This window comes from Cryobacterium frigoriphilum (assembly GCF_004403305.1).
Classification (GTDB): Bacteria; Actinomycetota; Actinomycetes; order Actinomycetales; family Microbacteriaceae; genus Cryobacterium; species Cryobacterium frigoriphilum.
On record NZ_SOHE01000041.1, the window covers coordinates 1 to 13,662 of the forward strand.

14 protein-coding genes, 1 tRNA gene and 1 pseudogene are annotated in these 13,662 nt (G+C 64.8%); 7 read left to right on the forward strand and 9 right to left on the reverse strand.

The genetic code is table 11. The features are described from left to right. Nucleotides 1–484 precede the first annotated feature (484 nt). Nucleotides 485–937, forward strand: a pseudogene (locus E3T55_RS08505) (TraM recognition domain-containing protein); the annotation flags it as partial. Between the two features lie 79 nt (nucleotides 938–1,016). On the opposite strand, the gene E3T55_RS08510 reads toward E3T55_RS08505, so the two are convergent. After that, a complete protein-coding gene (locus E3T55_RS08510) occupies nucleotides 1,017–1,799 on the reverse strand; it encodes a toll/interleukin-1 receptor domain-containing protein (protein ID WP_166791722.1) in 783 nt (260 codons plus the stop codon). A gap of 188 nt (nucleotides 1,800–1,987) precedes the next feature. Between E3T55_RS08510 and E3T55_RS08515 the strand changes: the two genes are divergently transcribed. The 4 genes from E3T55_RS08515 (at nucleotide 1,988) to E3T55_RS08530 (ending at nucleotide 4,514) form a co-directional block, all read left to right on the forward strand. Next, complete coding sequence (locus E3T55_RS08515; protein ID WP_134519148.1) at nucleotides 1,988–2,428, forward strand: single-stranded DNA-binding protein; 441 nt, start codon at nucleotides 1,988–1,990, stop codon at nucleotides 2,426–2,428. Nucleotides 2,429–2,436: 8 nt separating this feature from the next. Further along, the gene (locus E3T55_RS08520; protein ID WP_241992955.1) at nucleotides 2,437–3,003 is read left to right on the forward strand and encodes a DUF4913 domain-containing protein; all 567 of its coding nucleotides are present in this window, start codon (nucleotides 2,437–2,439) and stop codon (nucleotides 3,001–3,003) included. Between the two features lie 90 nt (nucleotides 3,004–3,093). Further along, a complete protein-coding gene (locus E3T55_RS08525; protein WP_134519149.1) occupies nucleotides 3,094–3,909 on the forward strand; it encodes a hypothetical protein in 816 nt (271 codons plus the stop codon). 62 nt (nucleotides 3,910–3,971) lie between these two features. Beyond that, the gene (locus tag E3T55_RS08530) at nucleotides 3,972–4,514 is read left to right on the forward strand and encodes an RES family NAD+ phosphorylase (protein WP_241992956.1); all 543 of its coding nucleotides are present in this window, start codon (nucleotides 3,972–3,974) and stop codon (nucleotides 4,512–4,514) included. 91 nt (nucleotides 4,515–4,605) lie between these two features. On the opposite strand, the gene E3T55_RS08535 is transcribed toward E3T55_RS08530, so the two are convergent. The 5 genes from E3T55_RS08535 to E3T55_RS08555 all read right to left on the reverse strand — a co-directional run bounded on the left by E3T55_RS08535 (nucleotide 4,606) and on the right by E3T55_RS08555 (nucleotide 8,982). Then, nucleotides 4,606–5,685, reverse strand: coding sequence for a tyrosine-type recombinase/integrase (locus tag E3T55_RS08535; RefSeq protein WP_241992957.1), 1,080 nt, complete (start codon nucleotides 5,683–5,685; stop codon nucleotides 4,606–4,608). Nucleotides 5,686–5,803: 118 nt separating this feature from the next. Further along, nucleotides 5,804–5,998 carry a helix-turn-helix domain-containing protein gene (locus E3T55_RS08540; RefSeq protein ID WP_134519314.1) on the reverse strand — a complete coding sequence of 65 codons (195 nt, stop codon included), beginning with the start codon at nucleotides 5,996–5,998 and terminating at the stop codon, nucleotides 5,804–5,806. 193 nt (nucleotides 5,999–6,191) lie between these two features. Then, a tRNA-Gln gene (locus E3T55_RS08545) sits at nucleotides 6,192–6,263 on the reverse strand. 149 nt (nucleotides 6,264–6,412) lie between these two features. After that, entirely contained in the window at nucleotides 6,413–7,942 is a 1,530-nt protein-coding gene (gltX, locus tag E3T55_RS08550; RefSeq protein WP_134519152.1) for a glutamate--tRNA ligase, read from the reverse strand. A gap of 11 nt (nucleotides 7,943–7,953) precedes the next feature. Then, nucleotides 7,954–8,982, reverse strand: a complete 1,029-nt coding sequence (locus E3T55_RS08555) for a LysR family transcriptional regulator (protein WP_166791723.1) — start codon at nucleotides 8,980–8,982, stop codon at nucleotides 7,954–7,956. An 81-nt stretch (nucleotides 8,983–9,063) separates the two neighbouring features. On the opposite strand from E3T55_RS08555, the gene E3T55_RS08560 reads away from it, so the two are divergent. Beyond that, nucleotides 9,064–10,158 carry an aminotransferase class V-fold PLP-dependent enzyme gene (locus tag E3T55_RS08560; protein WP_134519153.1) on the forward strand — a complete coding sequence of 365 codons (1,095 nt, stop codon included), beginning with the start codon at nucleotides 9,064–9,066 and terminating at the stop codon, nucleotides 10,156–10,158. 21 nt (nucleotides 10,159–10,179) lie between these two features. On the opposite strand, the gene E3T55_RS08565 is transcribed toward E3T55_RS08560, so the two are convergent. From E3T55_RS08565 to E3T55_RS08575, 3 genes are read right to left on the reverse strand one after another with little or no spacing between them, the layout of a single operon-like run. Beyond that, on the reverse strand, nucleotides 10,180–10,971 hold the full coding sequence (locus E3T55_RS08565) for a fumarylacetoacetate hydrolase family protein (protein WP_134519154.1): 792 nt from the start codon (nucleotides 10,969–10,971) through the stop codon (nucleotides 10,180–10,182). A 32-nt stretch (nucleotides 10,972–11,003) separates the two neighbouring features. Continuing rightward, the gene (locus E3T55_RS08570) at nucleotides 11,004–12,140 is read right to left on the reverse strand and encodes a branched-chain amino acid aminotransferase (protein ID WP_198418540.1); all 1,137 of its coding nucleotides are present in this window, start codon (nucleotides 12,138–12,140) and stop codon (nucleotides 11,004–11,006) included. Beyond that, nucleotides 12,137–13,228 carry a 3-isopropylmalate dehydrogenase gene (locus tag E3T55_RS08575; protein ID WP_420897988.1) on the reverse strand — a complete coding sequence of 364 codons (1,092 nt, stop codon included), beginning with the start codon at nucleotides 13,226–13,228 and terminating at the stop codon, nucleotides 12,137–12,139. The genes E3T55_RS08570 and E3T55_RS08575 overlap by 4 nt, the downstream gene beginning before the upstream one ends. A gap of 169 nt (nucleotides 13,229–13,397) precedes the next feature. Between E3T55_RS08575 and E3T55_RS08580 the strand changes: the two genes are divergently transcribed. Beyond that, nucleotides 13,398–13,658, forward strand: coding sequence for a DUF6458 family protein (locus tag E3T55_RS08580; RefSeq protein WP_134519156.1), 261 nt, complete (start codon nucleotides 13,398–13,400; stop codon nucleotides 13,656–13,658). The last annotated feature ends 4 nt before the right edge of the window (nucleotides 13,659–13,662 follow it).

Sequence of the window (13,662 nt, forward strand, 5' to 3'; positions counted from 1 at the left end):
GATGTCACCCCCGTCACCTTCGAACTGCAATACTCGTCAGAGACCGCGGAAGTTCAACTCGCCGCTTAACCCGTGTCCACTAACCGGGGGCAAGGCCAGTTACTCTCCTTCAGTGGTAAACGTTCTCATGTTCATTGCCGCAGGATGGCTCAATCGGTAATGTGTGCTGCTTGGCGAGCGGCAATGATGCGCATCAGCGCACGTTCCGCAGATCGATGTCCCGGGCCGTGGTCGAACGACAAAACTCACATTGCACCCCCGCAGCTGTCCGTCTAGAACTTGCACCCCAGCAAGTACATCGAACCATGGGCCACTGACGCACCAGTATTGAGTCCCTGCGTCCGGCGCGGACGCGTGCACTTGTCGAAAGCTTTGAGTGCCATCACCCAAAGTGGAGCACAGGCCTTTGCAGAACTCAGAATAGATGACTGGATGAATGGCATGTTTGATTCTCTGCAAGCCGTGTGGATTCGACCGATCTTGGACCGGCATCACCACGATGCCGGTGCTGCAATCCCTGGCGCAGGCCCGTACCAAATGGAGCGACAACGCGGCCGGAACCATCTGGGACGCATCCATCGTCAAGATCGTGCTCGGTGGTTCATCCAACGCCAAGGATCTCCACGACCTCGCCACCCTCATCGGAGATCGCGACGAGACCACGGACTCCACCACAATCGGCGACCGAGGTTCACGGTCGTCACAGCGCTCGATTCGCCGCGTCCCGATCATGCCGCCCGACACCATCCGCACCCTCCCCTTCGGCACCGGCCTGATCATGCTCCGGTCAGCCCCACCCATCATCGCGACCCTCCAAATGTGGACCGCCCGCCCCGACGCCAAGACACTGCGCGCGAACCGCGAGGAAATCGAGGGGCTCATGCGCACGCCGGCTCCAGAGGAGCCGCCCACAAAACCAACTGGTGAATCTGTATAGCTCGAGACCGATCTCAACGAGGCGGAATGGCGTGTCCCGCTAACTCCGCGGCACGCGGCACGCGGCGTTCACGCTTGCTCTACTCGGCTACATTCTGACCAGCATCGCGATGGGATCGCTCCGCTGCTGCAATCAAATCTTGCGCCTCACGCACAAGGTCCCATTTAGTTCCAGTGCTGCTATCGGCGGGCTTCAAGACAAAGTCGAAGGATCTAGGAGCGAAATTTTGATCTATCCCGGCTGCTGCCAGGAGGGTCTGAGACCCGCTGGAGACGGTGCCGCTGTCGCGCTTTTGTGGCTGTGCCAGACTTCGAACGATTCCAAGTATCTCCTGAACAAGCGCCTCCATATTCGGTGGGGCGGGCTCCTGGACGGGCTCTGAAGCTCGTTCAATTTCCTTGAACTTTGCCTCCAATTCAGGCCACCACTTCGCAAATGCGCGATCGAACGCCGCATCGTTCCTTGGACCCTTCGCGGTCTCGCTGATCGACTTCATCATCCCGAGAATGCCGTCGCGGCTTGAGTTGACACCGTTGAATTGCCGGATTGGATATTCAAGACTGCTGGGTTGGAAATCAAAAGTGAGGGGAACCACTCGTGTGTCATCGTCAATCTTCTTCGCCAGCGCACCCGCCTCGAAATTTAGCCAGCGTGCTTCTTGGTTGTCAGCAGTGACACAAAGTATGCCGAAGCTAGTTTCAGCTAACTGCGCATTAATAACCTGCAACCACTGCTGTCCGGCTCGAATCGTCTCGGATGAGAAGAAGCAATCGACCTCTTGAATTACATCGGGAATCCACTCGCTCAGCGCTTCTGCGACTTTGCGACTCTTGTCGCCGGACCAGCTAATGAATACCTTCATGACGACAGCATATTGGTTACGGCAGATTGGCTTCGCGCCGATCCGCATTGGGGTGTTCCGGTCTTAGGCTTGAACACAATTCAGTTTCCGCGACTATCGGTCGCATCAAACAAACGCCGGATAGTTGGGCGCACCTCCTAGGTGAAGCGGATCACAATGGTCCGCCACATCCCAGGAGGCCCAGTCCCATGACACTTCACACCCAGCAGTCCCTCTCCGGCTTCATTGCATCGGAGCCGCAGCAGTCCATCACCGAGCACGGCGAGACTCGCTTCTACGCGCGCGTTGGCCAGCCGCACTTCCGCCGCGAAGACGACGGCCGATTCACTGCGCTCACACCGACCTTCCACGACCTCGTCGCCTACCGGGCCACCGCCGATCGGGCCCTCAGGCGATTCGCCAAGGGCGACAGCTTCGTCGCCGAAGGCTACGTGCGCACCTTCCAGGTCGAACGCGAGGGCATCGTCATCCAGCGCGAGGAGTTCGTGGCGAAGAAGATCGGCCACGACCTCGCCCGAACGAATTACGAAGTTGACCGGGCCCGCCGCGCATCCGCGGATGTGCCCGCTTTCCAGGAGGTCACCTCACACGAACTGGCGTCGTCCACCGCCGGCTCCGTCGCGAACTGAGCGCGTCGATGTCAGAATCTCTGGTCGAGCGGGCCCACGGAGACCATGATGACCGCTTCCGCGAGAACTCAAGGGACGAGCTCGACGGTCCCCTCGCCAACGAGCCGCCGCATCCGATCAACTGGAACCTCCTCAACGCCGATGCCGCCGAAGCCGAATGGATCGAACTCAACCGCTGGGTGAACTGGCTGCGTCGCACCTACGGCCTGCCGGCATCCGTCGTGCCGCCGTTCTGGCACCGCCACCCCGAGCTGGTCTGGGAGCTTTCTGCGCTGCACCTGCACTGGCTCTGCGCCTACGACCCCGACCAGCACGGTTCAGCGCCATTCGGCTGGCACCGAGACTTCGCGGATGCCCGCCAACGCCTCCACGACTGGGTCGCGACCTCGGGTACCCGCCTCGAGCGCGACAGGTCAACGCGGCAGACGTCGTGGCCAGGAGAACCGCCAGCGGATGCCGTTGAAGACGTCATCATCGGCAACCGTGACGAGGACTTCGTGCAGTTCGTTGTCGACGACGTCGCCCGGCGCCGCGAAGCCGAGGCAACGTTATACGCCACCGTCCGTCCGGTGTGATTTGAGTCACAGACCAGTGTCCACAGTGAAACTGCCAGCTGATCTTGACGAAATTGACGTTAGACTCTGTTGTAAGTAACGGAGGTAAAAGTGAGCACGAAGAACAGGATCGTCAGTGCAACAAGGGCCCACACTGTCCAAAACTCGAAGCAGTACGTAGTGAAGGCCCGGAACGGCAAGGTTCAAAAGGGAGCCAAGACCACTCACGTCGAGAAGCCCGCGTCGCCGTCTAGGCTAAAAACACACGGCAGCAGGATCGGCGCTGTACCTCCGGTCGAGAACCTCCGCGGCCCGAGCAAGCGTCAGCTGAAGGTTGCCGCTCCTACGCAGCTGAGCGCGGCCCCACGGAGTACTATCGACGCGGCCGCTGCTCAACTCCTGTCTTTGATCCCGGGTCTCAGCCCCCAACAGGCACAGCATTTCATTCAGGGTCTGGTCAACACCCGGCTCAGCGTCCACGCGTTGGGCCCGGCACTGACGAAGCTAGAGTCCGCGGCAACCCCGTCAACAGCCCGCGCCCTCCAGGCGACGGAAAACGTCTGGCGAGAGTTGGACGAGCGGTACCGCCTGCTCAGCAGCACCGAGGTCGCCACCCTTCTCGGTGCCAAAGGTGCGAACAGGGCCTACGCAGCCAGTCTTCGAGCGAAGGGGCATCTGCTCGGAATTCAGCGACGCAACTCCTACGTCTACCCGGGGTTCCAATTCACCGCTCGAAACCCGCGGATCAAGCCGGTAATCCCTCTCCTCCTGGCGTTGGCCACGGAACTCACCTGGGACCTGGAAGACCTGACTATCTGGCTGAGCACTCCCTCGGGTTACTTCGGCGGCGATCGACCAGCCGATCACCTCGATGAGACCGAGACCCTTCTGAGCAGAGCACGGGATGAAGCGACCGTTCAGTGGTAGCACCGCCCTCACCCTTCACTGCCGCTGAGATTATCCTTCCCGCTGACACGCCCCTCTACCGAGTGCACGACAACACACGTGCGGCGAACGAATTCAACCCGGGGTTTGGCGCCCCTACCCGGTTTGCCTTCTTCGGCGACCCCACAGTCCCCGTCCTCTACGCGGCGGAAACAGAGGATGCCGCCATCTGCGAAACGCTCCTCCACAGCGTCCCATTCACCGGCGGGGTCCTCCGACCCCGGAGTTACGAGTCGCGGGTCGCGTCAAAACTCCTCGTCACCCGCCCACTTCGCCTCGCCGCCCTGCTCGGCACCGGCCTACGAACACTGGGCGTGCCGGCCAGCGAGGTAACCGAGACCGAAGCAGACCGCTACCCGGAAACTGTGAAGTGGGCCGAGGCCGCGCACGCCGCGGGTTTTGATGGAGTGGTTTACATGAGTCGGCGCTGCAACAGCGACCGCGTATACGCACTTTTCGGCGATCGCGTTCACGAACCGGACCTGCGCATCCAAACGGACTACGGACGAGTATTCGCCGTCGCCGACGATCGTGACTGGCTCATCGACTACTGCGCCCCTCTGCACGTGGACGTGCTGATTCTTTGAGCCAAGAGCACGACGGGCATGACCTGTGACCAACACACGACGTCGCTCGACGCGGAAGATGTATCGATCGGCTGGACTCGTCTGACCTCGGCTACTCGCCGAGGACGGCATCGAGAATCTCCGCCGTCACCGGGTCGACCTGGTCGGCGGTGACCACGTAGCTGTTGCGCGTGATCTGCTCGTTCGCGTGGCCGAGCAGGCGAGAGGCCAGGGTGATGCCGGCGGCTCGTTCGATCAGCGTGGCCGCCGTGCGCCGGTAGATGTGGGTGGTGTACTCGTCCACTTCGACGCCCAGCTCGACCAGATAGTCCCTCTCGTCGCCGATGAAGGTGCGCAGCAGCCGCTCGTAGTTGCTGACGCTCATCGAGCGGCCAGTCTTCGTGGGGAACAGATACGCGTTGGGATTGGGCTCGGCTAGCGCCAGGCGGCGGCGCACGGCCGCTGAGGCCATGGACGGCAACGCAATGCCCCGCCGTTGACGGGAGCGCTTGGGTGCATTCTTGCGGTGCGTCCCTTCCGCCACCGTCGTGACGATCGTGCCGTTGACCATCAGAGTCGGCGGCAACGTCGTCATGTCCACATCGCAGCGGCGCAGGCCAAGGCATTCTCCGATGCGGATTGAGGTGCCGACCATGATGTCCATGCCGTCAATCAGTGCCCGATAGTTGGGCCGCGGGCCGTCGTCCCGCGTAAGGCGCCACAGTTGCATCCGCTCTCGGATGCTGTTGATCTGTACCGGGGTCAGGGAGGACTCCTTCTTAGGCGCGGTCGGCAGCCGCTGCACATCGCGCACGGGATTACGTTCCAGCGCGTCGTCGCGCACGGCGTAGCCACAGATAAGGCTCAGCACCGACCGTGCCCGGCGCGCTTTTGACACGGTCTCCTCCGCCAAAATACGCTGCAGAATGCGGTCGCAACGCCCGACGGTCAGCCGGTCAAGCCGCACTCCCCCGCAGCGCGGCACGATGATCACCCTGGCGGCCGTCTCGTACGATTCGTACGTCGAGTACGCGAGGCTGCCGGCTTTGGCCCGGCTGAGCACTTGCACCAGCCAGAGCTCGACGGCGTCGGCAATCGTGCTCGAAGGCTTTAGCGCTCCGACGCCGCCCGTCGACATCGCCGCCGCTTGGCGACGCACGTCGGCACGCGCCTCCTCCTCGGTGTCTGCCACTGCCGCTAAGCGATGCGGGGCGCCGCTGTCGTCCCGAGTAGAGGCGCGCGCCCGGTAACGCCCGCTCAAGACGCGATCGATGACGACGCTGCCGAGCTCGCCGGCGGCTATCTGCGGTCTAACCATGCCGGTGCTCGCGGGCCCACGTGAGCACGTCCTCGACGTCGTAGCGAACGTGCCGCCCGAATTTCAAGAACGGCGGTCCGGTGGTGGTGAGACGCCAGTCTTCCAAGGTGCGCTCCGGTACGCGGAGCAGTTCAGCGAGTTCCCGCTGCGTGAGAAACGTGGGCCTAAGTTGCGTTGTCGTGTCCATACCAACGAGGTGCACGGCTGAATCCGAGAGCAACCCGAACGCATCCGGACACGGCCGTAGCCGTGCGCCATAACGACCCCACAGGGTGGTTTCTGGTCCGTTTCTGGTCACAGAGCCAATTTCGGGCCTCTGAGGCCAGAGCTGGCGAAGGAGCGATAGGTGATTTCGCCGCGGAATTCTGCGCTTTTTCTTGCTGGGGTACCTGGACTCGAACCAAGAACAACTGAACCAGAATCAGCCGTGTTGCCAATTACACCATACCCCAATGCCCGGTTCGAAAACCGGGCCGAATCCGAAGATCCGAGGCCCGTTAGATCACCGGGCCGACTCGTAACTCTAACCCACTTTTGGAGGGCCGCGAAACCACTCACACGTTCGCGGAGCGATTTCGCGGCCCTGGGAGGCCAAGAAAGGTCAGGCGCTGGTGATCGGGAGCGCCCCGACGAGGCGGTCGAGGCGGGCCAGGGTGTCGGTACGACCGAGGATTTCCATCGACTCGAACAGCGGCGGCGAGACTTTGCGACCCGAGACAGCGACGCGCAGCGGGCCGAACGCGACCCGCGGCTTCAGGCCGAGGCCCTCGATCAGGGTTTCGGTCAGCACGACGTGGGCACGGTCGTGGGTGAACTCGGCCGCGGGAATCGCCGCCAAGGCCGCAGAAGACGCGACGAGGATGTCGCGGGCCGTTGCGGGAAGAGAGGCGAGGGCATCCGCTTCGTGCACGAGCTCGGCGCTCGTGACGAACAGAAAGCCGAGCATGGCCGGGGCCTCGCCGAGCAGGGCGATGCGCTCCTGGATCAGCGGGGCCGCGGCGGTGAGGATGGCCTGCTGTGCATCCGTCAGGGGCTCAGCCAGCACGCCGGCGGTCGCCAGGTAGGGAACCAGCCGCGAAGCGAAGTCGGTCGGCTCCAGCAGGCGAATGTGGTCGCCATTGATCGACTCGGCCTTCTTCAGGTCGAAGCGGGCCGGGTTCGGGTTGACGTTGACCACGTCGAACGCGGTCGTGAACTCGTCGATCGAGAACACGTCGCGGTCGTGCGAGAGCGACCAGCCGAGCAGGGCGAGGTAGTTGAGCAGGCCCTCGGGGATGAATCCGCGGTCGCGGTGCAGAAACAGGTTCGCCTCGGCGTCGCGCTTACTGAGCTTCTTGTTCTTGTCGCCCATCACGTAGGGCAAGTGGCCGAAGCGTGGCACGAACGTCGTCACGCCAATGTCAATGAGCGCGTGATACAGCGCGATCTGGCGCGGGGTCGACGAGAGCAGGTCTTCGCCGCGCAGCACGTGCGTCACGCCCATGAGCGCGTCGTCGACGGGGTTCACGAACGGGTACAGCGGATGCCCGTTCGGGCGCACGACAACGAAGTCGCTGAACGATCCGGCGGGAAAGGTGATCTCTCCGCGTACGAGATCGTCGAAGGACAGCTCGCTGTCCGGCACCCGCAGGCGCAGGGCCGGAGACCGGCCCTCGGCCCGGTAGGCGGCCTTCTGCTCTTCGGTCAGGTCGCGCTCGAAGTTGTCGTAGCCCATCTTGGGGTCGCGGCCGAGGCTCACGTTGCGCGCCTCGATCTCTTCGCCGGTGACGAAGCTCTCGTAGATGTGGCCGCTCGTCTTGAGGCGCTCGATGATGCCGCGGTAGATGTCGTAGCGCTCGCTCTGGCGGTACGGTTGCTGCGGGCCGCCGACGCCGACGCCCTCGTCCCAGTCGAGTTTCAGCCAGCGCATCGCCTCGACGAGCTGCTGGAAGCTCTCTTCGCTGTCACGGGCGGCATCCGTGTCTTCGATCCGGAAGATCATCGTGCCGCCGGTGTGCCGGGCGTAGGCCCAGTTGAACATGGCGGTGCGGATCAGGCCAACGTGGGGCGTGCCGGTGGGCGAGGGGCAAAAACGAACCCGAACATCGGTTCCGGTTGCCGTGGAAAAGGGGTGCGCAGTGGTTTCAGACATCGAACCTGAGTCTACTTGGCCGTCTCGACCTCCCCCAGTGCCGAATCTCGTGCGGCATCCCGCGCAGCATCCCGCGCAGCATCCCGCGCCGCATCCCGCGCCGCGCTCAGCAGCGCGACGAGGGTACGCGTTGTTGCGGCGAGAGCCGGTACCCGGTCGGCTCCGGCGGCGGTCACGGCGTGCAGGGTGCGCTGGTCGTGGCCCGTTGTCGCTTGAACCGAGACACCGGCCCGCGATCCGACCGACTCGATCGCCAGCGCCGGCAACAGCGCCACACCGATCCCCGCCTCGACGAGCCCGAAGACGGCGGCGACATTGTCGGTCTCGTACGAGATGCGGGGAGCGAACCCGCGGCGGCCGCACAGGTCGAGCAGGTGCCCTCGGCAGCGCGGGCAGCCAGCCACCCAGTTCGCGTCGGCGAGGTCCGCGAGGTCAATGGCTTCAGCGTGCCCGGCGGCAAGTGGATGCCCCGCCGGCAGCACGAGCATCATCTCATCCGGGCGCAGGGTCGTCACCAGCAGCCCGTGGGCGCTCTCCCGGTGGGGATCGACCCGATCCCCCGGGTAACTGAATGTGATGGCCAGGTCGGCTCGGTTTTCCCGCACGGCCGCCACGGCCTCGGGAGGTTCGGCTTCGAGGTAGGTGATGCTGATCTGGGCGTGCTGTTGCTTCATTCTCGCGAGCAGACTGGGCACGATGGTTGCCGACGCCGACGGAAATGCCACGAGCCGTACACGTCCTGACCGCAGACCCTGCAAGTCAGCAATTTCGTCCGCCGCGGCGTCGATCGCCTGCGCGACGGTGACGGCGTGCCGAGCCAGCACCAGCCCGGCCTCCGTCAGTCGCACACCGCGACCGACCCGCTCGACGACCGACAAGCCCAGCCGAACCTCCAGGCGTTTGAGCTGCTGACTGACGGCGGGCTGACTGAAGCCGAGGACCGCCGCCGCCGCGGTGATCGACCCGCATTCATGCACTGCCCGCACCACACGCAGGGCGTGGGCGTCAATGTCGGGGCCCGGTTCGGCAAGGTGGATCATGTCCCAAGAATAACGTCAGCTTATGCTTTTCATCGAACACTGGCCCTTGTTGCATGAATCGTGACCGGACAGGCTGAGGTCATGACCGTCGCGACGCCCACCCCCGCATCCGCTCACCCACCACGGCTCCCGCTCTCGGTCGCCGAGGCGCGTACCCGTTACCTCGGCGGTCGCGGATACCTTGCCGCGTGCACGCTGGGGCTGCCGACGATCGACACGATCGCCGCGATGCGCGCTGATGCCGAGAAGTGGGCCCGCGGCGAGGCCTGCGCCGCGGGCTATGCCGAGGTGGTCGAGCGGGTGCGCATCGGCTTTGCGGATCTCGTCGGCGTCACCCCTGACCGGGTCGCGATCGGCTCTCAGACCTCCGTGATGGCCGCGGTCGTCGCGGCCAGTGTGCCCGATGGCGCCGAGGTTCTGGTGCCGACGGGCGACTTCAGCTCGATGGTATTTCCCTTTCTCGCCCAGGCGCACCGCGGAGTCGTCGTGCGCCAGGTTGCCCTGGCCGATCTCGCCCCCAGCGTCACGGCCAACACCTGGCTCGTGGCCTTCTCCCTCGTGCAGTCGGCCACCGGTACCGTCGCCGACGCAGACGCGATCACCGCATCCGCTCGCCGGCACGGCGCGTTCACCCTGTGCGACACCACGCAGGCGACCGGATGGATGCCGGTGGATGCGGCGCGCTTCGACGCCACCGTCTGCCACAGCTACAAGTGGCTGGGCGCACCCCGCGGCGTCGCGTTCTTCACTGCAACCTCCGCCTTCGCCGACCGGCTGAATCCCGCGAACGCGGGCTGGTATGCGGGCGAGGATGTCTGGGGATCCTGCTACGGACCGGCAATGAGTCTCGCTGCCGATGCCCGCCGCTTCGACGTCTCGCCCGCTTGGCCGGCCTGGGTCGGCGCCGAACCCGCGATCGACCTGTTCCGCAGCCTCGACCTGGCCGAGGTACGGGCGCACACCGTGCGCCTCGGCGACGCGCTCTGTGACGGCCTCGGGCTCGCACGTCTCGGCCAGGCGATCGTCAGTTGGCCGGATGCCGGCGGCACGGACCTCGCCCGGCTCACGGCCGCGGGGCTCACCGCCTCGGGTCGCGCCGGCCGGGCCCGCGTGGCGTTCCATCTCTGGAACGACTCAGACGATGTCGCCCGCGCGGTGGCCGCCCTGCGCCCCTGACCCAGGAGTCGCCCGTGAGGGTCAGGCGGCGCGACGCACCGGGTTGGCGAGCACGCCGATGCCGGGAATCTCCACCTGCACGGTGTCGCCGGCCGAGACGGTCGCTCCGAGGGATCCGGTGAGTCCAGGGGACCCGGTGAGGATCACGTCACCGGGCAGCAGCGTGAAGATGCTCGAGGCGAAGGCAACGATCTCCGCGATCGAGTGCACCTGCAGCTCGGTGTCGCCGTTTTGAAACTGGGCGTCGTTGATACGGCCGTGCACGACGACCTGGTCCACGTCGAACTCGGTCTCGATGACCGGGCCGAGCGGGCAGAAGGAGTCGAACGCGGTAGCGCGGGCGCTGTTGCCGTCGGCGACGGCCAGGTCCTGGGCCGACACGTCCGTCGCAATCGTGTACCCGAAGATGACGCTCTCGACATCGTCGACGGCGACGTTCTTCGCGAAGGTGCCGATGATGATCGCGAGCGACCCCGCCACGCGCACGTCGGTGGACTGCGCGGGCAACACGATGGCCTCGCCCGGTCCGACGACGGATGTGTTGGGCTTGATCACCAAGGTCGGCTCGCGCGGAATCGACTCGGCTTCGGCCTCCGCCTCGGCGGCCGCACTGGCAAAGAAGTCGCTGCCCATGACGACGACCTTCGACCGCGGGATCACTGGGGAGAGCAGCTTCACCGAGCTCAGCGCAACGCGCTCCCCCGTGGTGCCGAAGCCGGCGAACATCGGATCTTTTTCCAGCACGACCAGCTCGTCGTCGTCGACAATGCCAAAGGCGATGGCGCCCTCGTGGCTGAATCGTGCAATCTTCATCGGTGTCCTAACGTTGTTGAGTTGTCTACAGGTTACGCGTCGAGGCGCGTGAGCCAGCCGTGCCGGTCGGGCAGTCGCCCGTACTGAATGTCGGTGAGTTCCTGGCGCAGCGCCAGCGTGATCTCGCCGGCGGGGGCATCCGCATCGCCGATTTCGAAGCCCTTACCCTTGAGCTGGCCGATCGGGGTGACGACGGCCGCGGTTCCGCAGGCGAAGACCTCGGTGATTTCACCGGATGCGATGCCGTCGCGCCATTCGTCCACGGTCACTTCGCGTTCTTCCACGGTCATGCCGCGGTCACGGGCGAGCTGCATGATGCTGTCGCGGGTGACGCCCTCGAGAATCGAACCGGTCAGGCGGGGGGTGACGAGCCGGTCGGTGCCGTGCACGAAGAACACGTTCATGCCGCCGAGCTCGTCGATGTGGGTGCCGGTTTCGCCGTCGAGAAAGAGCACCTGGGCGCATCCGTTGTCGTAGGCCTGCATCTGCGGCAGCAGTGAGGCGGCGTAGTTTCCGCCGCACTTGGCGGCACCGGTTCCGCCGCGGCCGGCGCGGGAGTAGTCGGTCGAGAGCCAGATCTTCACCGGAGCGACCCCGTCGGCGAAGTAGGCACCGGCCGGGCTCGCGATGACGTAGTAGCCCACCCGGTGGGCGGCCCGCACGCCGAGAAAGCTCTCGTTCGCAATCATGAAGGGGCGCAGGTAGAGGCTGGTTTCGGGCGCGGAGGGCACCCAGTCACCGTCGACGGCGATCATCTGCTTGATCGACTGCACGAAGTCTTCGACCGAGAGCTGGGGCAGGGCGAGGCGAGCCGCGGACCGCTGCATGCGCTCGGCGTTCTTCTCGGGCCGAAAGGTCCAGACCGAGCCATCGGCGTGGCGGTAGGCCTTCAAGCCCTCGAAGATCTCCTGGCCGTAGTGCAAAACCGAGGAGGCAGGGTCGAGCTGCAACGGCCCGTACGGCGTGACGCGGGCGTCGTGCCAGCCCTGGTCGACGGTCCAGTCGATCGTCACCATGTGGTCGGTGAAGTGCTTACCGAAGCCCGGGTCGGCGAGAATCTCGTCACGCTCGGCCTCGGCGCGCGCGGTCGTCGACGGCGTGAGCGCGAAGCTCAAGGGGTAGGCGGTGCTGTCGAGGGCGGTGTTGCTGGCCATGCTGGCGGTGCTCATTGGAGTCCCTTGCTGGTGAGGAGGGTCACGATCGCGTCGCCCACGGCGGCGGTGCTGCGGGACGCGGTGTCTGGAGATGTATTGCGGCCGGCGATGTCGGTCGTGACTGCCGCGCTCACCCGGGCCGCGGCATCCGCCAGACCGAGGTGATCCAGCAGAAGGGCGACCGAGAGAATTGCGGCTGTCGGGTCGGCAAGCTGCTTACCCGCGATGTCGGGGGCGGAGCCGTGAACCGGTTCGAACATGCTGGGAAATCGGCCCTCGGGATTGATATTGCCGCTGGCCGCCAGCCCGATGCCACCGCTGATAGCGGCCGCCAGATCGGTCAGGATGTCACCGAAGAGATTGTCGGTGACGACTACGTCAAACCTACTCGGCTTGGTGACCATAAATATCGTCGCGGCGTCAACGTGCAGGTAATCCACGCTGACTTCGGGAAATTCGGCGGCCACGGCGTTGACCGTGCGCTGCCAGAGGCTGCCGGCGAAGACGAGCACGTTGGTCTTGTGCACGAGCGTGAGCCGCTTGCGGGGGCGGCCGGCGGCAACACCGAAGGCGAAGCGCACGACCCGCTCGACGCCGAAGGCGGTGTTGACCGAAACCTCGTTGGCAACCTCCTGCGCGGTACCCTGACGGATCGCGCCGCCATTGCCCACGTAGGGGCCCTCTGTGCCCTCGCGCACGACGACGAAGTCGACGGCGCCGGGAGCGGCGAGCGGGCTCGGAACGCCGGGAAAGAGGATGCTCGGGCGCAGGTTCACATAGTGGTCGAGCGAGAAGCGCAGGCCCAGCAGCAGGCCACGCTCGATGTTGGCGTCCCTGAGCCGGGGGTCACCGGGAACGCCGCCGACCGCTCCGAGCAGAATCGCATCGTGCGCGGCGATCGCGGCGAGGTCCTCGGCCGTGAGCACGTCCCCGGTCTCGAGAAAGCGTGCCGCACCGAGTGCGAAGTGGGTCTTGTCGAAGGTCACATTCTCGTTCGCGGTGACGGCGTCGAGCACCTTGACCGCTTCGGCAATGACCTCGGGGCCGATACCGTCTCCGGGAATAACGGCGAGCTTGATCGTACGAGATGCGGCTTCAGACACAACTTCACGGGACATAACACTCCGAACTGTGGACTCAGCGATCTGCGGAGTCGATACAAATTTGCCAAAACTAACCTGTACTCAAACCCTACTGCGGTCGCTTGGGTGCCTATGCTGGTCTAAATCAATCGTCGGCGCCGCGAGGTCGCCACTACGAAAGCAGGTCGTCATGAGTATCGGACTGGGAATCTTTCTCTTCGTCGTCGGCGCGATTCTGGTTTTCGCGCTCGAAGTCACCGTCGACTGGATCGACCTCAACCTGGTCGGCTACATCTTGATGGGTGCCGGCGCGGTGATCTTCGTGCTGGGCCTCGTGCTTCTCATGCGACGCCGTAACAGTGTCAGCACGACCCGCACCATCGCCGACCCGGCAAACGGCGAGCAGATCACCCGTCGGCAAAGCTCCATCGACGACCGCGACCTGCAGTAGGCAG

What these genes read in the sequence shown, in the direction of transcription:
- E3T55_RS08510 (WP_166791722.1), bottom strand. Translation starts at nt 1,799, where the DNA reads ATGAAGGTATTCATTAGCTGGTCCGGCGACAAGAGTCGCAAAGTCGCA.
- E3T55_RS08515 (WP_134519148.1), top strand. Translation starts at nt 1,988, where the DNA reads ATGACACTTCACACCCAGCAGTCCCTCTCCGGCTTCATTGCATCGGAG.
- E3T55_RS08520 (WP_241992955.1), top strand. Translation starts at nt 2,437, where the DNA reads ATGTCAGAATCTCTGGTCGAGCGGGCCCACGGAGACCATGATGACCGC.
- E3T55_RS08540 (WP_134519314.1), bottom strand. Translation starts at nt 5,998, where the DNA reads ATGGACACGACAACGCAACTTAGGCCCACGTTTCTCACGCAGCGGGAA.
- gltX (WP_134519152.1), bottom strand. Translation starts at nt 7,942, where the DNA reads ATGTCTGAAACCACTGCGCACCCCTTTTCCACGGCAACCGGAACCGAT.
- E3T55_RS08555 (WP_166791723.1), bottom strand. Translation starts at nt 8,982, where the DNA reads ATGATCCACCTTGCCGAACCGGGCCCCGACATTGACGCCCACGCCCTG.
- E3T55_RS08560 (WP_134519153.1), top strand. Translation starts at nt 9,064, where the DNA reads ATGACCGTCGCGACGCCCACCCCCGCATCCGCTCACCCACCACGGCTC.
- E3T55_RS08565 (WP_134519154.1), bottom strand. Translation starts at nt 10,971, where the DNA reads ATGAAGATTGCACGATTCAGCCACGAGGGCGCCATCGCCTTTGGCATT.
- E3T55_RS08570 (WP_198418540.1), bottom strand. Translation starts at nt 12,140, where the DNA reads ATGAGCACCGCCAGCATGGCCAGCAACACCGCCCTCGACAGCACCGCC.
- E3T55_RS08580 (WP_134519156.1), top strand. Translation starts at nt 13,398, where the DNA reads ATGAGTATCGGACTGGGAATCTTTCTCTTCGTCGTCGGCGCGATTCTG.